The sequence below is a fragment of the Staphylococcus hsinchuensis genome (assembly GCF_038789205.1).
Classification (GTDB): Bacteria; Bacillota; Bacilli; order Staphylococcales; family Staphylococcaceae; genus Staphylococcus; species Staphylococcus hsinchuensis.
Genome location: NZ_CP128355.1, coordinates 655504 through 679722 on the forward strand (window position 1 = coordinate 655504; position 24219 = coordinate 679722).

Genomic DNA, 24219 nt, shown 5'->3' on the forward strand with positions numbered 1-24219 from the left:
TATGGCTCAAAAATATGATGTAATAGTAATAGGAGCCGGTCACGCAGGGATTGAAGCTGGTCTTGCATCTGCAAGATGCGGCGCTAAAACGTTGATGTTAACAATTAACTTAGATAATATCGCATTTATGCCTTGTAACCCGTCAGTTGGTGGACCAGCAAAAGGTATTGTCGTACGTGAAATTGATGCTCTAGGTGGCCAAATGGCTAAAACAATCGACAAAACGCATATTCAAATGCGTATGTTAAATACGGGTAAAGGCCCAGCAGTTAGAGCATTACGCGCGCAAGCAGATAAAGTGTTATATCAACAAGAAATGAAAAAAGTTATTGAAGACGAAGATAACTTAGATATTATGCAAGGTATGGTAGACGACTTAATCATTGAAGATGATGTGATTAAAGGTGTTCGTACAAACATTGGTACTGAGTATTGGTCAGAAACTGTTATTGTTACAACAGGTACATTTTTACGTGGAGAAATCATCCTCGGTAATATGAAATACTCAAGTGGTCCAAACCACCAATTACCATCTATTTCATTAGCAGATAACTTAAGAAGTTTAGGATTTGATGTTGTACGTTTCAAGACTGGTACGCCACCACGTGTTAATGCTAAGACAATAGACTACTCTAAGACGGAAATCCAACCTGGTGATGATGTTGGTCGAGCATTCAGTTTTGAAACAACTGAATATATTTTAGATCAATTACCATGCTGGTTAACTTATACAAATGGAGATACGCATCAAGTGATTGATGATAATTTACATTTATCAGCAATGTATTCAGGTATGATAAAAGGTACTGGTCCAAGATATTGCCCATCAATTGAAGATAAATTTGTTCGTTTCAATGATAAACCACGTCATCAATTATTCCTTGAGCCTGAAGGACGTAATACGAATGAAGTTTACGTGCAAGGTTTATCTACAAGTTTACCTGAACATGTACAACGTCAAATGTTAGAAACGATTCCAGGTTTAGAAAAAGCGGACATGATGCGCGCAGGCTATGCAATCGAATATGATGCAATTGTTCCAACGCAATTATGGCCTACATTAGAAACTAAAAAGATCAAAAACTTATATACAGCTGGTCAAATTAACGGAACTTCCGGATATGAAGAAGCGGCTGGCCAAGGTATTATGGCTGGTATTAATGCAGCAGGACGCGTGCTAGGTAAAGATGAAGTTATCTTAAGTCGTTCAGATGCGTATATCGGTGTGCTCATAGATGACCTAGTAACTAAAGGTACAAATGAACCTTACCGTTTATTAACATCTAGAGCAGAGTATCGTTTATTATTAAGACATGACAATGCAGATTTACGTTTAACTGATTTAGGTCATGAAATTGGATTGATTTCTGAAGAACGTTATGAACGTTTTAATGAGAAGAGAAAAATGATAAAATCAGAACAAGAACGTTTACAAGGTATTCGCATTAAACCAAAAGATCGCGTACAAGAAATCATTGAAGCACAAGGTGGATCGCGTTTGAAAGACGGTATTTTAGCGTTAGAACTATTACGCCGTCCAGAAATGACATATGATGTGATATTAGATATTTTAGAAGAAGAACCACATTTACCTTCAGATGTTGCTGAACAAGTAGAAATCCAAACAAAATACGAAGGTTATATCAATAAATCATTACAACAAGTTGAAAAAGTAAAACGCATGGAAGAAAAGAAAATTCCAGAAGACTTGGACTATGATCAAGTCGATAGCCTAGCAACAGAAGCACGTGAAAAACTAGCAGAAGTAAAACCGTTAAATATCGCACAAGCTTCACGTATTTCTGGGGTAAATCCGGCTGACATCTCAATCTTACTTGTATTTTTAGAACAAGGTAAAATTCAAAGGGTGAATAATTAAATGTCTGTACAATGGTTAACTAAGCAATTAAGCACGCACGGTATAGAATTAACTTCAGAACAACAACAACAATTTCAAACGTATTATCAAATGCTTGTCGAATGGAATGAAAAAATGAACTTAACAAGTATTACTGAAGAACATGAAGTGTATTTGAAACATTTTTATGATTCGATTGCACCAAGTTTTTATACGGACATCGATTTAACGCAATCACTAACGATATGTGACGTGGGTGCTGGTGCTGGTTTTCCAAGTATTCCGTTAAAGATTATTTATCCAAATTTAAAGGTAACGATTGTCGATTCTTTAAATAAACGGATACAGTTCTTGAATCAACTAGCGGACGCTTTAGATTTAAATGATGTACATTTTATACATGATCGTGCAGAAACATTTGGTAAAGGAGACTACCGGGAGTCTTATGATATAGTTACCGCACGAGCAGTGGCAAGACTTTCAGTATTGAGTGAATTATGTCTGCCATTAGTAAAGAAAGGCGGGCAATTTATCGCCTTAAAATCATCTAAAGGCGCTGAAGAATTAGAAGAAGCAGCTTTCGGTATAGGTGTATTCGGCGGTAAAGTAAACGATACAGTGTCTTATGAGTTACCAGAGGATGCTGGTGAAAGACAAATGATTAAGATTGATAAGCGTAGTCTCACGCCAAAAAAATATCCAAGAAAACCGGGCACACCAAATAAGTCTCCACTATTAAAATAGTGAGGATATGGTGAAACGATTAATTTAGAGGGAGCGCGTGTTGAAAATGAAAAAACCTTTTTCTAAATTATTTGGTTTAAAAAATAAGGATGACATTGCTGGCTATGTTGAAGAAGATTATAACAATGTAGAATCTATTCACATTGAACGCATTGTGCCAAACCGTTATCAACCTAGACAAGTATTTGAGCCAAATAAGATTAAAGAACTTGCAGAATCAATAGAAGAACATGGTTTATTACAACCCATTGTCGTTCGTCCAATTGAAGAAGATATGTTTGAGATTATAGCGGGTGAACGTCGATTTAGAGCATTACAGCATTTAAACAAATCTTATGCTGATGTGATTATTAGATTCTTAGATGACGAAGAAACAGCGGTTGTAGCTTTAATTGAAAATATTCAACGCGAGAACTTATCAGTTGTTGAAGAAGCAGAAGCATATAAAAAATTACTAGATATCGGTGATACAACGCAAAGTGAACTTGCTAAAAGTCTAGGTAAAAGTCAAAGTTTCATCGCAAACAAATTGAGATTGTTGAAATTAGCACCTAAAGTTATCCAAAGGTTACGTGAAGCTAAAATCACTGAACGTCATGCACGCGCTTTACTCAGTTTAAAAAAAGAAGATCAAGAACAGATTGTAGAAATCATTATTAATCAAAATCTCAATGTTAAACAAACAGAAGCACGTGTAAAACAAAAAGTAGGCCCGGAAAAAGTCAAAGCTCAGAAATTTGAATTTGCTAAGGACTTAACTGCTGCACGTGAAGAAGTAGGTAAAAGCATTGAAGCCATTGAAAAAAGTGGTGTCAATGTTGAACAACGTGCAAAAGAGTATGATGACTATTATGAAATAAAGATAAAATTATACAAAAGATAATACGTCGGACAGTCTTAAATTGTAAAAATAGTACTGTAATATAAACTCGTCGATTCGGATTTATTCGAATTTGACGAGTTTTTTATGTTTCAATCTAATACAAATTTAATAATTTCAATATTGTGAAAACTTTAAAATTGTGATTAAATTAAGAAAACGCTTACATTTTAAAGGGGAGATTTAAATATGATTACTTTTATCGTATCTATTATTTTACTCATCGTGGGGTATTTCACATATGGTAAGTATATTGATCGCATGTTCGGTACGAAAGATGACAGACCGACACCAGCATATGACCAACAAGATAATGTCGATTATTTACCGATGAAAACATCATCTAATTCATTAATTCAATTATTGAATATTGCAGGGGTAGGACCGATATTTGGACCAATTATGGGGGCATTGTATGGTCCAGTCGCTTTTATTTGGATTGTTGTAGGTTGTATCTTTGCAGGAGCAGTTCATGATTATTTGACTGGGATGATTTCAATTCGTAATAAAGGGGCACATTTACCTGAATTAGCCGGGAAATTTTTAGGTAAATTGATGAAGCACTTCGTAAATATTTTCTCTATCTTATTATTGTTATTGACAGGTACAGTATTCGTAACAAGCCCAGCATTGTTATTACATAACTTATTTGATGGCAAAGTGGCATTAGGGATTATTATCTTTGTGATTTTCGTATATTATATTTTATCTACGATTTTACCAATCGATAAAATCATTGGGCGTATTTATCCAATATTTGGAGCTTTATTATTAATTAGTGCGGTAGGTGTAGGGTTCCGTCTAATTCAAACTGGAGCACCAATTCCCGAGCTTAGCTTTAAAAATATGCATCCAGATGGCGCACCTATATTCCCATTATTATTCTTTACTATTACATGTGGTGCTTTATCTGGTTTCCATGCTACACAAACACCGATCATTTCTCGTACTACTAAAAAAGAGAAGAACGCACGTTTTATCTTCTACGGTATGATGATTGCTGAAGGTATCATTGCGATGATTTGGGCAGCAGCTGGTATGAGTTTATTCCATGGGTATGATGGTTTAAATGAGGTTCTTGCTAAAGGTGAAGCGGCGTTAGTTGTAAGCAAGGCTTCTACGTTATTACTTGGTTCAGTATTTGGTACGATTGCCGTGCTAGGTGTAATCGTTTTACCGATCACAAGTGGGGATACTTCTTTCCGTAGTGCAAGAATGATTATTGCAGATTATTTAAATTATAGTCAAAAAAGCATGTTAAATAGAGTTGTCGTTGCAACACCGTTGTTTATTATTAGCTTTGTATTAACTCAAGTAGATTTCACGATATTATGGCGTTATTTCTCATGGGCAAATCAAACGACAGCCGTTGTGGCCTTATGGGTCGGGGCGATGTACCTCTTAATCGCTAAGAAGAATTTCTGGGTGGCAGCCATTCCAGCCGTATTTATGACTTGGAATATCTTTACTTACATTTTGAGTCAAAAAATAGGTTTCGGTTTAGATCTCAATCTCAGTTATATACTTGGCTTTATATTAACTTTAATGTGGATCGGCTATTTTGCTTACCAGTATAAAAAACGTACATCAGGCGTACAATTCGAACTCGATTATGTGATAAAACAACCTGGCAAATTTAGAGCGACATAGAGTATTAGAAGCAAAGTGATTTAAATCCTCCCTTGAATGAAGGATGTCTTAAAACCTTGTTATAGTCATATGTAAAAGCATTTTGACAATGTAAATCGTGCAAATGTAAACAAAGTTTGATAGCCTAAGTATGATTTTCAAATTAAATTCAAATTAAAGGGGCATAGAATATGAACTTAGGCACACAAATTAAAAAGTATCGAGAGAAAAACAATTTATCACAAGAGGATTTAGCCGAAAAAATGTATATTTCTCGCCAAACTGTGTCTAATTGGGAAAATGATAGAAGTTATCCCGATGTGCATAATTTACTTTTACTAAGTTCTATATTTGATGTTTCTTTAGATAACTTGGTTAAAGGAGATTTGGAAATCATGGAAAAGAAATTAAATCAATCTCATCTTAAATTTTGGACGTATTTGATGTTAATAACGTTTTTATTGGGAGCAGTACTGCTAGGACCAGCTATTATGTCTTCTGGAAATTTAGGAATGTTATTTATAGTAGCTTTATTCATTGTGGGAATGTGTGCTTCATTCAAAGTGGAAAAAATTAAAAAAGATCATAATATTGAAACTTATGATAAAATTGTAGCTTATATGAATGGAGAAAATCCGAATAATGTTCAATCAACTGAACGAAGAAATAAATTAACATTTACACTTAGCTTTATAGGATTCGTAGGCACTATCATAATCATTGCTTTAATAAGTATTTACTTATCAAATATATAAAAAGAAAGAACGCGGCTATTGGTCGCGTTCTTTTTATGCGTTAGAATTCACTTTTTAAAATACTGAAGATGAGTGTGTCTCTATATCCTTCATCAAGTTGTATATTTTGTCTTAAAACCGCTTCGTGTTTCATGTTAGCTTTCTGTAGCACAATACCTCCAGCTACATTTCTTGCATCAATAGCGCTCCAAATTCGATTTAATTTTAATACTTTGAAGCCATATTTAATGATTGTTTGTGACATACTCGTAGCGATACCGTGATCCCAATATTCAGGATGTACAATAAAGCTTAATTCAGCACTGTTATTTGCTTTGTCATGTATAAGTTCGATTGAACCAATTACTTTATCAGTATCTGCATCTACAATTACATTGTAAATCCATTCAGAAGATTTCTCTAAAATGGTATCAATCAATTGTTCTGTTTCTTCGTAACTTTGTATGTCCCAAGTTAGATATTGTGTCACTTTTGGTGAAGAATATAGTTCATGAATATCTTCAATATCTGATTTCATTAAATCTCTAGTATAAAAATCCATCCGCTTCACTCCTTTTATATATACTGCGGGTTATTCCATTAATAATAATTGTCTAATTTTATCCAATCATAACACTCGGAATTCCAAAAACAAAATAATGATATTTTAGAGGTTAAATATCAACAATTAAAGCCTATATTGAATTACATCAATTAATTAGACATCAAGGCTTTCAAGTTACAACAACGGGCCCTGCAAAATTATTTAAAAACTTTAAAGGCACTTCATTTGTGTTATTTAAATTATTCTTAAACTCATTAATGGCTGATCAAGCAAAATCTTCATATAAAGAACTTAAAGCTTTATATAACGACTTTAAAGAATTAAATGAAGGCAGTGCAATGACAACAAATAATTTAGATGAACTGTTTAAAGCGAATCAGGAATTAGAAGAAAAATAAAATAAGGTATAAACATAAAGCAAGCAACAAGGCACTCGACGTATGGTGCTTTGTTGCTTGTTTTGGTTCTAAATATTTAATATTTTGGTTAATTTTTCCACAGTATCTTGATTGTATGAAGCAATCCCTATATTTCGTGCATAGTTGCTTAATGTTTTATAGAACAGATTCATATGAGTAGTTCGCATTTTTAAAGATTCAGGGAAAACCGTTATGTTTTTTGAATTTTTAACGCTCGCAATTAAAGATTCAAAATCATTTTTAAAGTTAATATTTTTATGTTGATGAGGGAGTTGGTTTTGAATAAATGTAGCTGTATCACACGGTGGGTTTAATAATAGTAAATTTTCTGATTGTAATGCTTCAATAGTAATTGACGGTGAACCGGTGAGTTGTTTTTTATCTGAATACATCACTACATACTTTTCTTGATATAAGGATTTATGAAACAGTGGTTCTTCAGTTAAGAATGATATATCACCAATGAAAGCATCAATGAATCCATCATGGAGTTTTTCCTTTAAACTTTGAGTATTGCTTTCTACTAATACCGTTAAATGCTTAGTTATCTCATTATTTTCGAGTAATTGTTGATAACGTATAGCGAAACTGGGTAAAACGCCTAAACGTAAAACAGATGAACCTTGGGAAGCGGTATAATTTTTTAATTCAGTGAGCTCAAGTTGTATTTTAGTTAATTTCTCAAGTACTACTTCACCTTTACTAGTAAGAAATACGCCTTTACGCGTACGTTCAAACAATTTGCAATTAAAATAGTTTTCAATATGATTGATGCGTTTACTTAAAGCAGGTGTACTGATATTCAATTGTTCTGAAGCAAAATTTAAACTCTGAAATTTGGCTACCGCTATAAAACTTTCAATATATTCTAGATTCATTGAAATCCCTCTTTTAACTTTTGGTTAATACATCTCTTAATATATTTATTATTCCGTATGCTACTTTATCATACTACGCTAATTTCAAGGTTGTTAATAAGAAAGCCTTAAATATTTATGTAGTAAGGATGAATCGTATGAAGAAAGTATGGTTTTTAGCATTAGGAATGTTTGCTCTAGGTATGGATGCCTATATTGTCGCTGGATTGTTGCCTGATATGAGTAAGAGTTTTAACAAAAGCAGTGCTCAAATTGGACAGGGTGTATCTATTTTTACTTTTTCCTTTGCTTTATCTGCACCCATTTTTTCAACATTATTAGCAAAGTTTAAAGTAAAAGATATCTTAATATTAGCAATGATTATATTTGGTCTAGCAAATCTAATGACAATGTTTTCGCCAAATTATACCATGTATATTATTTCGAGAGGATTGGCAGGTGTGGGCGCAGGTCTCTTTTCACCTATGGCAGTCAGTTCAGGTGCTTATTTAGTTGATCAAAAACATAAAGGTAAAGCACTAGCATTTATTGTTGGTGGTATGAGTGTGGGTACCGTAATAGGTGTTCCTTTAGGGTTACAAGTAACATCATTTTTTAATTGGAGATTTGCAATAGGTGTTATTGTATTTATCAGTATAGTTTCCCTCATATTAATATATTTATTATTACCGAATTTTAAATTACCAGCTCCACCCAACTTGAAAGATAGATTTTCATTATTTTTTAAACCTCAAGTATTACGTGTGGTTTCTGTAACTTTATGTGCTGCAGTTGCGAGTTTAGGTTTGTATACTTATCTTTCCAATATTATTAACTATTATTTATCGAGTGAACATATATCCATATTCTTAACTGTTTGGGGGCTTGGTGGTCTTATAGGCAGTATGGGTATCGGTGTTGTTATTGATAAATATAAAAATACAAGACTTTTGATGTTGATGATATTAGTCGTACTTGCGTTAAGTATTGGGTTAATTCCTTTGCTAATTAATTTACCTGTAATTTGTTTCATTCCGTTTTTAATATGGGGAGCAATGGGATGGGCTACTCAAGCACCGCAACAGCATATTCTTATCCAAAATAATCCTGACCATAGAGGATCGGTGGTAGCTTTAAATAGTTCGATTAACTATCTAGGAAGTTCTATCGGTGCAAGTGTGGGAGGATTATTAGCGACTACAAATGTTCTATTTTTAATTTATATGATGGTAGTTGTTCTTATTATTGGTGTGACAATACAAGCAATAACTTTGCGTATGAAAGCGTAAATATAGGTTTTACAGGACATTTTACCTACAAATCAATGCGTTATTATCATAAAAATCAGGTAAAGAAGGTAATTTCTATTGCTAACATATTGCAATGTAACTAAATGATTGCAAAATGGTGACAGTACAAAAGGCCTTGAGAGCGTTAGTTTTCAGAATATTTTGTAGGTACTGAGACTGAGAATATATTTCAATTAGAGGTGTGCTTTAGCATACTACTGTAAACTTTGTCTTGATTTTAACACGTTGTGAGACGGTTTTATTAATTTGCTGTAACCTATGAAATTAAAATCTGCTGTATAGTATTCAACATCATCTAATTATTTAATTAGAAATTTTTAAAAGTACAGTCTTTGCTTTTGCAAAACTGTATTGGGAGGATTTTAATTATGAGAAAAACAATTTTAACTACTATAGCAACAATTTCATTAGGTGCTACTGGTGTAGGTGCTAACGCAGCACACGCTGAACAAAATAATTGTGCACCAGGCCAAGCTCAAAAACAAGTTGCACAACAACAAGGTGAGCAAAGAGGTCAATCAGCAGAACATCAAAATTATCATGCTAAGCAAAATCAACAAGATAAGCATCAACCTAAACATGTAAAATTTGAAAATAAAAAAGATGATAAAAAGCAAAATAATGTAACCCCAACTCCAGCACCACAACAAGATCAGTCATCTTCAGACGATGCATCATCTGATATTGATAGCACTTCTCCAACGTCATCATCTGATTCAAGTGATGATAGCAGTGATTCAACATCATCAGATTCAACAAGTAGTTCAAGCACTTCAGATTCTAACAGTGACAGTTCAGACTCTACAGATTCATCAAATTCAACTGATTCAAGTAGCGATAGCTCAGATTCAGTATACAGTCAATTTATCGCTGCAGGTGGTACTAAAGAATTATGGGAAAGCATCGTTTTACCTGAATCAGGTGGAGACCCAGATGCAGTAAACTCAGCTGGATATAAAGGGTTAGGTCAAACCAAGGAATCTTGGGGAACTGGTTCAGTAGAAACACAAACAAAAGGTATGATTAATTACGCTAAAGAACGTTATGGTTCTATCGAAGCGGCCATTGAATTCCGTGAAGCTAACGGTTGGTGGTAAGTTTTAAGCGTTATAATTCAAAAGTCATAAAGTGAAATATAGACTCAAGTTCATTCTCCATATATTTTTAAAATCGCTACGGTTAAGTCTGTTCGAACTTAACCCGGGAAATATAGAACTTTAACGGATAATTGTCCCTAGATCCGTTACTAAAGAAGATTTATAGACATTTTAACACCCTAATAAAAAACACCCCTCAAATTAATAAAAAATAAGACTCCCTTCCTAGTAGTTATTTAAAATACTGCTAGTGGAGGGAGTTTCATATTGCATTTTATTAGTAATAACATTCGAGGTCACATTATTTTGAGAAAATTCATTCAAAAAATAAAAAGTCTTTAAATAAATCTTTATTTATATCTTAGTTTTGTTAGACTATAAATAAGTTTTTATTTGGTGATCAAGCATGGGGGTAGTTATGGGAACACAAATGCATTTAGCTTCACTTATTTATAGTACTGGATTACATCAAGCATCTTGGAGATTAACTGATTCTCCAATTGAAAGAATTGGAGATATAGAATATCAAATTGAAATTGCTCAAATGGCAGAACGAGGTTGTCTTGATGCGATATTTTTAGCAGATGGACAATATGTATCAGGAGAAAGTACTGGACATCTTTCGTATTTTTTAGAGCCTTTAACAACACTTACTGCAATTTCACAACACACGCAATATATTGGTTTAATAGGGACAGTTTCTACCACATTTTATGATCCGTATAATGTCGCACGACTTTTAGGAAGTTTGGATCACATTAGTCATGGTCGGGCTGGTATGAATATTGTGACTTCGCAAATGGATGTTGAAGGTCAAAATCATTCGATGGCGCAATTACCGCCACTACAAGAAAGATATGAACGAGCAGAAGAATTTGTCACCGTGTTAAAGAAATTATGGACTTCTTTTAATCCAAGGGCATTAATTCATAATAGAGATACTGGTCAGGGCATAGATGCACAATTTCTAGAAGAAATAAATCACAATGGTAAATACTTTCAAATAAATGGGCCGCTCAATATGCCTGCAAGTCCTCAAGTGTATCCGTTGTTATGCCAAGCTGGTACTTCTATCCCAGGGAGAGAGCTCGCTGCTAAGCAAGTCGACGTTATCTTTTCAATCGCATGGAATCAAAGTGATGCCAAAGCATTTTCTAAAGATTTAACTGAACGAACTCAGAAGTATCGTGACCCAAAAGATAAGCCACTTATTTTACCAGGGTTAACAGTATATGTTTCGGATACTGTTGAAGAAGCACAGGAAAAAGTAAATGAACTGGATCAATTTGTCGATAACGAAGATAAATTATTACAAATTGAACGCAGTATTGGTCAGGATATTTCGCAATGGCAGATGGATGAACCAATCCCATCTTTACCACCGTATGAAGATTTAACTGTCAAAGTAGGATCTAAAGCTCGATATGAAGCGATTCGTCACGTGATTGAAACAGAACATCTTACGTTACGTGAGTTATTGCAGAGGGTTAATACTTGGATGGGACATAAAACGATTGTAGGAGATCCTGTGATGGTTGCAGATACGATGCAGCAATGGTTTGAAGCGGGTGCATGCGATGGCTTTATATTAATGCCACCTACATATCCAGATATGTTTGAAAATTTTATCGATAAAGTGATACCGATTTTACAAGAACGTGGGTTATTTAGAACAGAATATAAAGAAAAGACCTTGAGAGCAAGGTTTAAGAGAGAGGTAAATTAACATTAAAAATTCAAATTGGAAATCAAAATTAGATTGGCCCGTATTTTTAATAAGTGGAGGGCTACTTGTATTATTTGTAATCATGTCAATTGTGTTCACTAAAGAAACATCGGATGTAGTTAATCAAGGATTTAAACTATCTATTAGTTATTTTGGTGCATTTTGGCAAGTGTTGTTACTTGTGACGTTTGCAGTAGGACTGTTTTTAGCATTTTCTCGTTATGGTCGTGTGAGATTAGGCAATGTATCTCAACCAGAAATGAGTTATTTTAAGTGGGCAGCGATTGTTATTACGTCTGGACTTGGAGCTGGAGCGATTTTCTGGGCTGCGGCTGAACCGATGTATTACTTTATTGATGTACCGCCGACGATGGGATCAGGTATTGATAATAAAAGTAAAGCAGCAATACCGGCTGCTATGGCACAAAGCTTTACCTCTTGGGGTTATACGGCTTGGGCTATTTATGGTGCGGTCAGCGGAATCATTATCATGTATGCACATTATAATAAAGGTTTGAAAATGCGACCACGAACATTGTTATTTCCAATATTTGGTCAGAAAATCGAAAATAATAAAGTGGGTTCGCTTATAGATGTATTTTGTATTATTGGTGCTGTTGCAGGTACAATCGGCACAATTGGATTTTTCGGTTTTCAGTTTAGTTATTGGCTACATAGCATTTTTGGAATTCCTGATAATATTGTAACGCAAATATTATCTGTCGTTGGGTTGATGATTATCGTGTCTATCTCAGCAATGACAGGAATTGAAAAAGGAATTCAATTTTTAAGTAAAGTGAACGTTTGGTTAGCAATTGCAGTTGCAGTATTTATAGTGCTAATTGGCCTAGGAAGATTTATTGTTGATACATTTATTTCTTCCTATGGTGTCTATCTGACGAAATTTTTAGAAATAGGAACGTTTAGAGGAGATGACAAATGGGCTGGCACATGGATGTTGTTCTTCTTCGGTTGGTTTATCGGTTATGGACCACTCATGGGTATGCTTGTTGCTCGTATTTCTCGAGGTCGTACAATTCGTGAAATATTTATACTTGTATCTATCGTGGCAGCAGTTGTTTCGCACATTTGGTTTACTATCTTAGGTGGTAGTGGATTATTTTACGAGATTAAGAAAAGTGGGACCATCAGTAATCCGTTAAATGACAATGGACTACCTGCAGCCGTGATTTCCATTGCTACTCATTTACCTTTAGGTGTGGTGTTAGTCGTCGCATTGCTCTTACTAACGTTAATCTTTGTTATTACGACAGCAGATACGATGTCCTATTCTATTTCAATGTCTGTAACAGGTGAAGGCGATCCTCCGAAGATTATCCGTTTGTTCTGGGTTGTGATAATGGCAGTGATTTCAATCATCCTCATCAATATCGGTGAAGGTAGTATTAGTGCGATTCAGTCATTTATTATCGTGACAGCTGTACCTATTTCGTTAATTATGTTGCCTGTCATTTGGACTGCTCCGAAAATTGCGCACAAACTAGCGATTAGACAGAATATTATAAAAGATAGTGAAAATAAATAATTGAGATAAATATTACGAGAAAGTGCATATATCCCACTAAGGTAAAGGTATAAAACAACGTATTTAATTTATATAAGTTAATTAAAAGAAAAAAGCTCTATACATCATTTATAAAATTGATTATACTTGAGAACAAGGATTTTATAAGATTGAGGAGAAAATATGAATATTTTAAAAAGAATGTTTCAAAGACCAGATGTGTCTCTGTTTCAAAATAAAGATGCACATCTAGAAAGGACGCTTCGAGTTAGAGATTTCTTAGCACTTGGCGTAGGGACAATCGTATCGACAGCAATATTTACTTTACCGGGTGTCGTAGCGGCAGATCATACAGGCCCATCAGTCAGTTTATCGTTTCTTGTATCAGCGATTGTAGCCGCACTTATCGCGTTTGTTTATGCTGAAATGGCAACGGTTATGCCATTTGCTGGTTCGGCTTACACTTGGATTAGTATATTGTTCGGTGAATTCTTTGGCTGGCTCGTAGGTTGGGCATTAATTGCCGAATACCTTATCGCCGTAGCATTTGTCGCCTCTGGATTTTCCGCGAATTTGCGTGGATTGTTAAACCCATTTGATATTAAGTTACCAAACAGTTTATCGAATTCATTGGGTACCAATGGCGGTATTGTTGATATCATTGCAGCCATTGTCATCGTTATTACAGCACTGTTGTTATCTAGAGGGGCTTCTGAAACGGCGCGTGTTCAAAATACGCTGGTTGTATTAAAGATATTAGCGATTTTGTTATTTGTCGTTGTTGGGTTAAGCGTTGTTAATGTCGGACATTATGTGCCATTTATTCCAGAATACAAAATGACTGAAGCAGGTGCATTTGGCGGTTGGCAAGGCATCTATGCAGGGAGTTCAGTCATCTTTATTTCCTACATAGGGTTTGATTCAATAGCAGCCAGTTCTGGTGAAGCGATTAATCCACAGAAGACGATGCCATTAGGTATACTAGGCTCACTGATTATAGGTGTAACTTTATTTATCATTGTTTCACTCGTATTAGTTGGTATGTTCGATTATACAGCTTATAAAGATAATGCAGAGCCAGTTGGATGGGCTTTACGTGAAAGTGGTCACGGTGTTATTTCGGTTATTGTGCAAGCTGTATCAGTGCTAGGTATGTTCACTGCATTAATAGGAATGATGTTAGCAGGTTCTCGTTTACTTTATTCGTTCGGTCGTGATGGCTTGTTACCAAAATGGATCGGTACCCTTAATAAGAAGAACTTACCGAATAGAGCTCTTATTGTATTAACAATCATTGCAGTGATTATCGGTTCAGTGTTCCCGTTTGGATTTTTAGCTCAATTGATGTCTGCAGGAACACTTGTAGCATTTATGTTCGTTGTTATAGGACTCTTCAGCTTACGTCGTCGTGAAGGTAAAGATTTACCAGAGCCGTCATTTAAGTTACCATTTTATCCGATTACGCCAGTTTTAATACTGATTTGTGTCTTTGCTATATTTTGGGGATTAAGCGGTCAAGCGAAGTTCTATACTTTACTATGGTTTATAGCCGGTATTATTTTTTACGGATTCTACCTCATTAAAAGTAGTCTCAAAAAAGAAAAGTAAATTACCTTGAACACCTGTCGAAAGATGGGTGTTTCTTTTTGTATTTTTTTATAGTAAAATTATGTTGCAAATGCAACAAAAAGAGGTGAGATTTCATTGAAAGATATATTAAGAGATATTGGGGTTATTGCGAGAGCATTAGAGTCTATTAGCAATATTGAATTTAAAGAAATAGACTTAGCTAAAGGCCAGTTTGTTTATTTAGTAAGAATTTATGAAAATCCAGGCATTATACAGGAGAAATTAGCGGAATTAGTGAAGATTGATCGTACGACCGCCTCAAGAGCAATTCGTAATTTAGAGAAAAATGGCTTTATATACAAACAAGCGGACGCAACGAATAAGAAAAATAAATTGCTGTATGTTACAGAAAAAGGAAAATCAATCTATCCATTTATCATACGAGAAAATGAACATTCTAATTCGGTGGCACTTGAAGGATTTACTAAAGAAGAAATTGAAACATTATCAGCAATGTTGAAACGTGTGAATAATAATATTTCTGAAGATTGGCATTTAGTTAAAAAAGGCAATAAACGACATTATTAAAGGATGTGCATTGATATGATTAGAGAAGTGACGCAAGCAGATTTAAAACAACTGCAACAAATAAGTTATCGTACGTTTGATGAAACATTCCGTGCTCAGAATAAAAAGGAAAATATAGATAATTACTTAGCAACTGCTTTTACAGAAGAGAAGTTATTGAAAGAATTAGACTGCCCGCATTCTTATTTTTATTTTATTGAGCATGAGGGGCAATTAGCAGGATATCTGAAACTTAATACGTTAGATGCCCAAACTGAAGATGTTGCATCAAATAGTTTGGAGATTGAGCGTATTTATATTTTGAAAGATTTTCAAAAAGCAGGTTTAGGTAAGGCATTGTTTAATTTGGCTTTACAAGTTGCACAAGATAAACAATGTGACAATATTTGGTTAGGTGTATGGGAGAAGAATGACAACGCGATACAGTTTTATAAAAAGTTAGGCTTTCAAACCGTTGACGCACACGCATTTATGATGGGAGATGAACGCCAAATAGATCATATTATGGTTAAACCATTAAAGGGGGAATAGTGATGTATATACCAAAACAGTATGAAATGCATGATATTCAAGAAATGAAACAGTTTATGAAAAACCATGCGTTTGTCACAATCGTATCTGTAAATCAAGAAGGTAAACCAGTGGCGACGCATATGCCAGTGAATGTAACAGATATAGGAGACGAGATTTATATTTCTGGTCACTTTGCAAAGGGTAATACGCAGTGGCAAACGTTAGAAGAAGCGGACGATGTGTTAGTCATCTTCCAAGGGCCGCATAGCTACATCTCTTCAACATGGTATGAAAAAGAAGATGTACCGACGTGGAATTATCAAAGTATTCAAGTTTCTGGTCGTAGTCGAATATTAACTGAACAAGATTTAGAGAAAGAACTTATCAAGTTGTTAGATAGATACGAAGGTCATCGTGATAATGGTGCGACGTGGGATAATATGTCAGATCAAACACGTAAACAAATTAAAGGTATTGTCGGATTCGAATTAAAAGTGACTGAAATTGCTGCAGCTTATAAATTGAGTCAAAGTCGTTCAGAAAGAGACCGTAGTCAGATAGTGAAAGAACTGGAGAATAGTGAACATGATTTAGAACAAGGCGTTGCACAAGCTATGAAACAGCAAGGGAAATAAAATAAATGCTCCCGGGAATGAAAGAAGTTTAATCTCATCTTTCAAACGATATTGTATTAATCACAATTAAGTTGTAAAATATATAAATCGAAAGCTTTCACAGGGAGTGTCGGGATTGAATATTGTTTCTATCATATTAACTGTATTGGTAGCGTTGGAATTTTTCTATATTATGTATTTACAAACCTTTGCGACGACGTCAGAGAATACGGGTCGCGTCTTTAATATGTCTACTGAAAAACTTAAAGATGAGAATGTGAATGTGTTATTGAAGAATCAAGGTGTCTATAATGGTTTAATCGGGTTATTGCTATTATACGGTACTTTTTTTGTAGCGCATGCGAAAGGATTTGTAGCGGCTATCTTAATTTATATTATCCTCGTTGCAATATACGGTGCTATAACAAGTGATAAAAATATCATTTGGAAACAGGGCGGTTTAGCTATTATTGCGTTGATTTCGTTGCTATTTTAAACTTATTACTTCAATTTAAAACCTAAGAAAACCTCCAACTTTTTAAATAAAGTGGAGGTTTTTAATATTAGTTATGACTTTGAATCATATTCAGATTTCAATAAACTGAAGACATGACTGTCACAAAATTTACCGTTGAGTTTTCATCTTGCCTTAGTGTGCTTTCATGAGTAAAACCTAATTTTTGAGGTATTTTTTGACATTTATAATTTTCAACAGAAGTTCGAATTTCAATTCGATTTAAATTTAAATCATTAAAACAATGATCGATAAGAAACTGTGTACATGTTGTCATAATGCCTTGTTTTTGAGCATTTTTAGCTAAGTAATAACCAATTGAGGTTCTTTGATTAACCCAATCGATATAGTGTAAACCAATGACACCAACGAGTTGATTGTTATACCAAATGCCACAATGGAAACCGTCATTTTTAACAAATTGCTGTAAGCTTGAATGAATAAACTGTAACGTGTCGTCTTTAGTGTTTGTAAATGCTACAAAAGGTAGCCATTCTCCTAAATAATCTCTTGATTGATCCACCATATTAAATAAAGTTTGGGCGTCATTTTCTTCTAAAATCTTTAAACTGATATTGTCAGTAACGTGAGTTTTAAACATATGCACCACTCCTTTACCAAAGTATACACAAGAGCGCTAGCATATATCTATAAAAATTTAGAAAACTCATGATATTATTAAGTAGTTGATAATAAATGATAATATAAAATAAACAATTGCGTTAAATTTTTTTCAATAAGTTAAAACAATCCCTACTTATGATTGTTGCGTCTTTATACTAAATAATGGAGGGTAACGAATGGAAAATAAGTTGCTAGACTTGGTTATATTAATTTCAATGTTCTCTTTCTTTCTAGTTTCTATCATAGATAATCATAATTTTATATTACTCGTGTTAGCGATAAGTTACATATTGATTTGGGTTTTAATACATACATTCACTAAAAATAATAAACCACATAAAGATAAATAAACTATAATGTAAGATGGTTTATTTAAAGGTGGCTTGCAGTTGTTTCATCAATTTATCCAATTTAGGCGTTGTTAAAGCTGTATGTTTATTAAGTGCTTTCATATCATCATAAATGGCTTCAAGTTCTGTGAATCCACTCGCATTCGGTATTTGGCTGAGTAAGTTCATATTAATTGAAAGTTTGAGTAGTGGACGAGCTAGAAATTTAAAGTTTTTAAATAGTATCTTTTGTGACCGTGGTATGATTTGATAACCGCTATGTTCTAATAGCATGTGTAGTTCGTTTGTAGCACGAATCACATCGTTTATCAGTACAGATTGATTGCCTTTATACTGATCCTTCAAAAATATACCCATATTCATAGGTGTGACCATTGCCGCGTGGGACATGAGCCAACTTTCAAAATTTGAAGTATAAGTTAATTTTATTGGTAAATTGCTAAACACTTGGTTGAGTTTATCACGAAATGGAAGGCCCCCCATCGAGATAACTAACCTTTAGTTCTCCAGCGTTAAAACGGAGTATATTTGTTACATTGTCCTCTCTTATACCACCAGATATAGAGAAACCGAAAGCAATATTTTTAGGGATTTGTGTTTGTTCAAGTATCGTCTGACGCAGTTTTCTTGGATTAGAGTTATTTCCTACAAATACGATGTTTTGTGAAATATTGTTGGCTAATGTAGGTATAATTGAGTAATAATGTGAATATTTCATCGTTACAAATATAATATCGTAGGCATCGCTTTCTTTTAATTCCTCAATATAATTAAATTCATCTACTGTGTCTTTTCTTTGTAAATAATGGTGTAGAACAATACCTCTATTTTTTAGCCTTTCGTAAGTCTTACCCCGTGCAAAAATCGTAATGTTATTTTCAGGTTTATTTAATGCGTGTGCGAGATGTTGTCCTTGTACACCAGCACCAAAAATAAGTATATTCATAATTATGCTCCTTTATCGTTAATGAACAGTTGTTTGATATCTTGAAGTTATCATCAGAAAAAGTTAAACTCAATAAACAAAAATAGCCTGTTGATGTTTAATCTACAAAATACAAAATTTGTTGATAAAAAGAGGTGCTTTATGGATAGACGAAAGGAAAAATCACGACAACTGATAATAGATCATTTTATAAAACTGATGCAAAAGAAAGATGTCGCTAAAATCTCAATGAAAGATATAGCGGATGCAGCTAATATTAATCGAGGGACTATCTATTTAAACTTTATTGATAAATACGACATTTTGGATCAAGCGATAGAATACATTATGACTGATGCGATTGAAGCGTGTAGCCACTTTGTATATGAAAGAGATAATGGGAAAGAAAGCATCAGAGAAATACTGCATGTGATTGATCGACAATATGATATTTTTAAACGGTTAACACAAAAATCAGATTTAAACGTATTAAGACAGACGCTTTCAAATAAATTTATCTCTAATATCCAATTACGTCAGAATACAAATGCAATTGCTACACAGTTTTTAGGTTCAGCGTTAGTTGGTGTCATTGTATGGTGGATTGAAAATGCTAAACCTTGTTCAATAGACGAATTAAGTGAAGAACTATGGCGATTAGTCGAACCTCACATAGAAGAAATCAGTTAATCACTTGAAGTATTATTCATAAACTTTTTAATCTGTTCCCTATAACCTTAAAAATAACTTAAATCTTCCGAATTTTAACAAAAAATAAATAAAAGTTTGTTACGATGTTATATAAAAAGGAGGATTATTATGAAATCAAAAGTTATTGCAACAACTTTATTAATTGGAGCGGTGTTAGTCACTGGTTGTGACGGTGATGGCGATGAGAAGAAACCTGATAAGAAAGCGGCTAAGAAACATAAGCATGAGTTAGTTTACTTTGAACAGTTATCAAATGGTGACGCGGATTATCCTAGAGTGGAAATTGGTTATAAAGATAAAGGTGATAAAACGCATACATATACTGCAGCTGGCGATAAAGTTTACGAACATATATTGAAAGATAAAGACCAATCACCTTATGTTGTTAAAGATGGAAAGAAATATCATGTTTATAGAACACCTTATATGACATATGATGACAGCGAAATTGAAGGAAAAGTGAAAGATAAAGGAGCAGTCGGTAAGGATGATTAAGAAAATTGGCTTCTTTACTTTAACGATATGCCTCATGTTGGCTATGATGACAACGACGACTGAAGCGGCTGGCTCTTCAGGTGGTAGCTCTGGTAGTTCGGGCGGTGCTTCAAGTAGTGCTGCATCATCAGGTTCTAGTGCGCGTGGTGCTTCAAGTTCCAGCGCTGCTCGTACGAGTGTCAGTGCAAGTATGAATAGTGCTCGTAGTTTATCATCTAAACAAGCGAGTAGCCGTAGTAAAATGAGTAAAACGAATTCGTTGGCAAGACCCCATACGATGTCGAATTTCTCCGTAGCTTCAATGCAAGATCAACGTAAAGCGTCGATGTACTACAATAATTATTTGTTCTACTGGTTAATCATGAGCAATCAAGGGTTATCATCTCAAAAGCAGAAACAAATTTTAAAGAAAAATATGGGTCCTAAAGACAAACTGTATACGATTACAATCGAAGATAAGCACCATAAAGACCACGTTATCGTTGTAAATAAAAAAGATTATCAAGCGATTCAAAAGGGTGCGCATGTCAAATATAAAAAAGGTAAAGTACAAGTGGAATCGTAACAAAAATTAAGTAACACTTTGTGAGAAGATAAAGGAAATTCTTTTTCACAAAGTGTTTTTTAATTAAAATATTCTTAATTTTTGTAATATTCACAAAATTAATGTTATATTACATGTAAGGGCTTACATTTATGTTGCCAAAGGAGGTAATGAAACACCCATATCCATAAACAATAGAAATTTATAGAGATAGGAGAGGCCTGTATGAAAGTTATTTCGTCGTCACAACTTACAAATTTGATTAATACAGGTGATGTGATCTCGATGGCAGCTTTATCTTCTGGGAATATGCCAATGGCGCTATTCAAAGCAATCGTAGAACAATTTGATCATAATAGTACACCCCGGGAACTAACATTTTTATTAGGTAATGATATTAGTGATTTTAGAGGAGACGGTTATGATTTAGATGATTTTGTTAAACGTGGTATGGTGAAACGTTTGATTACAAGTATCATTACAGGGTCACCAGCGACGATTGAAGCAATGCGTAATGGCGATATTGAAGCATATTATTTACCCCAAGGGGTTATCGCTACACATTATCGGTCACAGACACCGAATTCACCTGGCACTATTACTAAAATTGGTCTACACACAACGGTGGATCCGGAACATTCAGGTGGCAAAGTCAATTCAAATACAACTGAAGATTTGGTAACACGCGTCGAAATCGAAGGAGAACTTTATTTGAAGTATCATTTTCCAGAGGTTGATGTTGCTTTACTGAGAGGGACGTATGCGGATACGAAAGGTAATATCTTTATGCATCACGAATCACATCTAGGAGAAGGTTATAGTGTTGCAGCAGCGACGCATAGAAATAAAGGTAAAGTTATTGTGCAAGTAAAAGAAATTGTGCCACATGGACAGTATAGCCCTAGAGATGTCTTTATTCCAGGAGAATTAGTTGATTACGTGGTAGTGAATCAAGATTCTAAATACCATAGACAAGCAATCCAAACGTATTATGATCCTGCATTAGCTGGACACCATCAAATTACTGAAATGCGTGAGCCCTATCTAGAATTTAATACGCGTAAAGTTATTTTACGCCGAGCTGCACAATTATTACAGAAGGATGATGTAGTTAGCATTGGTTTTGGTATTAATAATGAATTATCGAATTTACTCGTTGAAGAGTCTGCACATGATTTAGTGCAACTCAATATTGATACGGGTGTATTTGGTGGCATGATTGGTAGCAGGGCATATTTCGGAATGAATTATAATCTAGACGCACGTATGAGACATGATCAAACTTGGGATTTCATCAACAATGATGGTTTAGATATTGCATTTTTAAGCTTTGCACAAATCGATCAACATGGAAATGTAAATGTTTCTAAATTTGGGGATAAGATGAATGGCTGTGGTGGCTTTATTGATATCAGTCAGACTGTAAAGACAATTGTCTTTTCAGGAGCGATGACAGTGGGTGGCAAACTTCATTACGATAACGGCGAAATCGAAGTTGTTGCACAAGGACATACGCAAAAGTTTGTCGATGCCGTTGATAATATAGATTTCAATGCGAGTTATGCAGCAACGTTAGGACAGAAAGCTTACTTTGTTACGGAGCGCGCTGTGTTTGAGTTAACGCCTGAAGGTTTAATGCTAATTGAAATCGCACCAGGTATAGATCTTGAACGAGATGTACTCGCCAATATGTCGTTTAAACCAATTATTTCTGAATATTTACGTGAGATAAATGTAGCAATTTTTAACCAACAGTGGGGAGGTTTAGCAGATGTTATAAAGTCGCATAAGCGTACTTAACTAAGGGGGAGAGGAACATGAACTACGATTGGATTAAAACAAGAGCAGATTATGATGAAGTTAAGCCAGCAGTCATTGATCCGATGAAAGGTACAGAATGGTCTTTTCAAGAATTAAATGCACGTGCAGATAACTTGGCGCATCATCTGAAAGACCAAGGCGTTCAACGCGGGGATGTTGTTGGTATCTTTGCACCGAATGATGTAGCGATATTAGATTTATTATTTGCGTCTATTAAAACGGGGGCAGTTTACTTACCGATTAATTGGCGTTTGAAATCGAGAGAAATCGAAAGCGTCATAGAAGATTCAAAGGTGAAATTAATCTTTTATGCACAAAAACATCTTTCTAGTTTACAAGGGATTGCAGATGACGTGTTACACATGGATGTGGATTCTACACAATATGATGCGATAGTAAATCCTTCAAACCATAAACCATTTAAAGCAGTTGATATGAACGGTGATGATTTAGCCGCTTTGATGTATACGAGTGGCACGACGGGTCTGCCTAAGGGCGTCATGTTTTCATATGATTCGTTAGTGAATAACCCGATGAACACGTTACTGACGTACAAGGTGAATTCAGATTTCACGACAATATTGTCTACACCGATGTTCCACGTGCTCGGATTTAACGATTTAACGTTACCTTTATTAATGGCTGGGGGTACTATCATTATTCAACGCTATTTTAACGGTGAAACTCTAAATGATTTAGTAGCTCAATATAAACCGAACTATATGATTATGATTCCGACAATGTATTATGCCATGCTCGTAGCGGATAACTTTAAACCAGATTTATTACAAGATATAGATTATCTTATTCAAGGTGGTTCTGCACCACTACCAAGTGTTCAGAAAAAATTTATGGATATGGGTTATAACTTGATTACGGGTTATGGCTTAACTGAGGCACCGCTCGTCATGGTTAATACGCCTGAAAATAGTAAGAAAAAACCAGGCAGTATCGGAAAGCCCGTCATGTTTGTAGATGTTCGTGTCTTAAATGAAAGTTATGAAGATGTAGAAGTTGGTGAAATTGGCGAATTAGCAGTGCGAGGTAAAAATGTCACGCCTGGTTATTGGAACAAACCAAAGGAAACAGCAGAGGTATTTAGTGATGGATACTTTTTAACAGGTGATTTAGCTAGAGTCGATGAAGATGGAGATGTCTATATCGTGGATAGAAAGAAAGAATTAATTATCACTGGCGGGGAAAATGTATTGCCGTCTGAAGTAGAAACAGCATTGGCAGAACATCCGCTCGTTGCTCAGTGTGTCGTACTCAGTTATGACAGTCCAAAATACGGTGAGTCTGTATCAGCAGCGGTAGTATTGACACAAGAAGATCCTGATTATGAAGAGAAATTAGATTCCTTTATGAGAGAGAAGGTTGCCGGTTATAAAATCCCTAGAATGTATTTGAAAGTGACGCATATGCCACTGAACTCTACATCGAAACCTGACAAACTATTACTACAAGAGTTCATGAATAAAAAAGCTCGCGATGAACATCAACAGCAAGATGAGTTAGCTTAAAGAAATTCAATAACGATAAAAATTTTTACAGTAAAATGTAAGCGTTATCATTATGCGAGGAGGTTATCTTTTGACTTACTCACA

At 34.6% G+C, this 24219-nt stretch carries 25 protein-coding genes and 1 pseudogene; 21 read left to right on the plus strand and 5 right to left on the minus strand.

Annotated elements, in window-relative coordinates; translation table 11 throughout:
* Position 1: 1 nt before the first annotated feature.
* The 5 genes from mnmG (at position 2) to QQM35_RS03285 (ending at position 5866) form a co-directional block, all read left to right on the plus strand.
* Positions 2-1879 carry a tRNA uridine-5-carboxymethylaminomethyl(34) synthesis enzyme MnmG gene (mnmG, locus tag QQM35_RS03265; protein ID WP_251521623.1) on the plus strand — a complete coding sequence of 626 codons (1878 nt, stop codon included), beginning with the start codon at positions 2-4 and terminating at the stop codon, positions 1877-1879.
* Positions 1880-2602 (plus strand): 16S rRNA (guanine(527)-N(7))-methyltransferase RsmG, encoded by a 723-nt coding sequence (gene rsmG, locus QQM35_RS03270; protein ID WP_251521621.1) that lies wholly within the window; start codon positions 1880-1882, stop codon positions 2600-2602.
* A 46-nt stretch (positions 2603-2648) separates the two neighbouring features.
* Positions 2649-3485: a ParB/RepB/Spo0J family partition protein gene (locus QQM35_RS03275; protein WP_251521610.1), complete on the plus strand. Its 837-nt coding sequence runs from the start codon at positions 2649-2651 to the stop codon at positions 3483-3485.
* Between the two features lie 186 nt (positions 3486-3671).
* Positions 3672-5132 (plus strand): carbon starvation CstA family protein, encoded by a 1461-nt coding sequence (locus tag QQM35_RS03280; RefSeq protein WP_251521606.1) that lies wholly within the window; start codon positions 3672-3674, stop codon positions 5130-5132.
* Positions 5133-5302: 170 nt separating this feature from the next.
* Entirely contained in the window at positions 5303-5866 is a 564-nt protein-coding gene (locus QQM35_RS03285; protein ID WP_251521604.1) for a helix-turn-helix domain-containing protein, read from the plus strand.
* Positions 5867-5906: 40 nt separating this feature from the next.
* On the opposite strand, the gene QQM35_RS03290 is transcribed toward QQM35_RS03285, so the two are convergent.
* Positions 5907-6407: a GNAT family N-acetyltransferase gene (locus QQM35_RS03290; RefSeq protein ID WP_251521601.1), complete on the minus strand. Its 501-nt coding sequence runs from the start codon at positions 6405-6407 to the stop codon at positions 5907-5909.
* Positions 6408-6637: 230 nt separating this feature from the next.
* Here QQM35_RS03290 and QQM35_RS03295 point away from each other — a divergent pair, with 230 nt between their 5' ends.
* Positions 6638-6808, plus strand: a complete 171-nt coding sequence (locus QQM35_RS03295) for a hypothetical protein (protein WP_251521598.1) — start codon at positions 6638-6640, stop codon at positions 6806-6808.
* Between the two features lie 68 nt (positions 6809-6876).
* Here QQM35_RS03295 and QQM35_RS03300 read toward each other — a convergent pair whose 3' ends face one another.
* Positions 6877-7707: a LysR family transcriptional regulator gene (locus QQM35_RS03300; RefSeq protein WP_251521551.1), complete on the minus strand. Its 831-nt coding sequence runs from the start codon at positions 7705-7707 to the stop codon at positions 6877-6879.
* 137 nt (positions 7708-7844) lie between these two features.
* Between QQM35_RS03300 and QQM35_RS03305 the strand changes: the two genes are divergently transcribed.
* The 9 genes from QQM35_RS03305 (at position 7845) to QQM35_RS03345 (ending at position 17124) form a co-directional block, all read left to right on the plus strand.
* Positions 7845-8975 (plus strand): MFS transporter, encoded by a 1131-nt coding sequence (locus tag QQM35_RS03305; RefSeq protein ID WP_251521540.1) that lies wholly within the window; start codon positions 7845-7847, stop codon positions 8973-8975.
* A 389-nt stretch (positions 8976-9364) separates the two neighbouring features.
* Positions 9365-10093: a hypothetical protein gene (locus QQM35_RS03310; protein ID WP_251521537.1), complete on the plus strand. Its 729-nt coding sequence runs from the start codon at positions 9365-9367 to the stop codon at positions 10091-10093.
* A gap of 418 nt (positions 10094-10511) precedes the next feature.
* Positions 10512-11819, plus strand: a complete 1308-nt coding sequence (locus tag QQM35_RS03315; RefSeq protein ID WP_342610501.1) for an NtaA/DmoA family FMN-dependent monooxygenase — start codon at positions 10512-10514, stop codon at positions 11817-11819.
* A 1-nt stretch (position 11820) separates the two neighbouring features.
* Positions 11821-13365 carry a BCCT family transporter gene (locus tag QQM35_RS03320; RefSeq protein WP_342610582.1) on the plus strand — a complete coding sequence of 515 codons (1545 nt, stop codon included), beginning with the start codon at positions 11821-11823 and terminating at the stop codon, positions 13363-13365.
* 162 nt (positions 13366-13527) lie between these two features.
* On the plus strand, positions 13528-14952 hold the full coding sequence (locus tag QQM35_RS03325; protein WP_251521527.1) for an APC family permease: 1425 nt from the start codon (positions 13528-13530) through the stop codon (positions 14950-14952).
* Positions 14953-15048: 96 nt separating this feature from the next.
* Positions 15049-15501 carry a MarR family winged helix-turn-helix transcriptional regulator gene (locus QQM35_RS03330; RefSeq protein WP_251521522.1) on the plus strand — a complete coding sequence of 151 codons (453 nt, stop codon included), beginning with the start codon at positions 15049-15051 and terminating at the stop codon, positions 15499-15501.
* A gap of 15 nt (positions 15502-15516) precedes the next feature.
* The gene (locus tag QQM35_RS03335; protein ID WP_285813502.1) at positions 15517-16032 is read left to right on the plus strand and encodes a GNAT family N-acetyltransferase; all 516 of its coding nucleotides are present in this window, start codon (positions 15517-15519) and stop codon (positions 16030-16032) included.
* A gap of 2 nt (positions 16033-16034) precedes the next feature.
* Complete coding sequence (locus QQM35_RS03340) at positions 16035-16649, plus strand: FMN-binding negative transcriptional regulator (protein ID WP_251521517.1); 615 nt, start codon at positions 16035-16037, stop codon at positions 16647-16649.
* A 115-nt stretch (positions 16650-16764) separates the two neighbouring features.
* Entirely contained in the window at positions 16765-17124 is a 360-nt protein-coding gene (locus tag QQM35_RS03345) for a DUF1304 domain-containing protein (RefSeq protein WP_251521514.1), read from the plus strand.
* A 71-nt stretch (positions 17125-17195) separates the two neighbouring features.
* Here QQM35_RS03345 and QQM35_RS03350 read toward each other — a convergent pair.
* Positions 17196-17743: pseudogene (locus QQM35_RS03350) on the minus strand (GNAT family N-acetyltransferase).
* 199 nt (positions 17744-17942) lie between these two features.
* Between QQM35_RS03350 and QQM35_RS03355 the strand changes: the two are divergent.
* Positions 17943-18116 (plus strand): hypothetical protein, encoded by a 174-nt coding sequence (locus QQM35_RS03355; RefSeq protein WP_251521511.1) that lies wholly within the window; start codon positions 17943-17945, stop codon positions 18114-18116.
* A gap of 18 nt (positions 18117-18134) precedes the next feature.
* Here QQM35_RS03355 and QQM35_RS03360 read toward each other — a convergent pair whose 3' ends face one another.
* Positions 18135-18461: a hypothetical protein gene (locus QQM35_RS03360; protein WP_251521508.1), complete on the minus strand. Its 327-nt coding sequence runs from the start codon at positions 18459-18461 to the stop codon at positions 18135-18137.
* 115 nt (positions 18462-18576) lie between these two features.
* Positions 18577-19062 carry a ketopantoate reductase family protein gene (locus QQM35_RS03365; RefSeq protein ID WP_251521506.1) on the minus strand — a complete coding sequence of 162 codons (486 nt, stop codon included), beginning with the start codon at positions 19060-19062 and terminating at the stop codon, positions 18577-18579.
* Between the two features lie 141 nt (positions 19063-19203).
* Between QQM35_RS03365 and QQM35_RS03370 the strand changes: the two genes are divergently transcribed.
* From QQM35_RS03370 to QQM35_RS03390, 5 genes are all read left to right on the plus strand, one after another.
* Positions 19204-19731 (plus strand): TetR/AcrR family transcriptional regulator, encoded by a 528-nt coding sequence (locus QQM35_RS03370; RefSeq protein ID WP_251521503.1) that lies wholly within the window; start codon positions 19204-19206, stop codon positions 19729-19731.
* A 129-nt stretch (positions 19732-19860) separates the two neighbouring features.
* Positions 19861-20247: a hypothetical protein gene (locus QQM35_RS03375; protein ID WP_251521500.1), complete on the plus strand. Its 387-nt coding sequence runs from the start codon at positions 19861-19863 to the stop codon at positions 20245-20247.
* Positions 20240-20812, plus strand: a complete 573-nt coding sequence (locus QQM35_RS03380) for a hypothetical protein (RefSeq protein ID WP_251521496.1) — start codon at positions 20240-20242, stop codon at positions 20810-20812. Before QQM35_RS03375 ends, QQM35_RS03380 begins: the two co-directional genes overlap by 8 nt.
* Positions 20813-21016: 204 nt before the next feature.
* A complete protein-coding gene (locus QQM35_RS03385) occupies positions 21017-22591 on the plus strand; it encodes an acyl CoA:acetate/3-ketoacid CoA transferase (protein ID WP_251521493.1) in 1575 nt (524 codons plus the stop codon).
* A 17-nt stretch (positions 22592-22608) separates the two neighbouring features.
* Positions 22609-24135 (plus strand): class I adenylate-forming enzyme family protein, encoded by a 1527-nt coding sequence (locus QQM35_RS03390; protein ID WP_251521490.1) that lies wholly within the window; start codon positions 22609-22611, stop codon positions 24133-24135.
* The last annotated feature ends 84 nt before the right edge of the window (positions 24136-24219 follow it).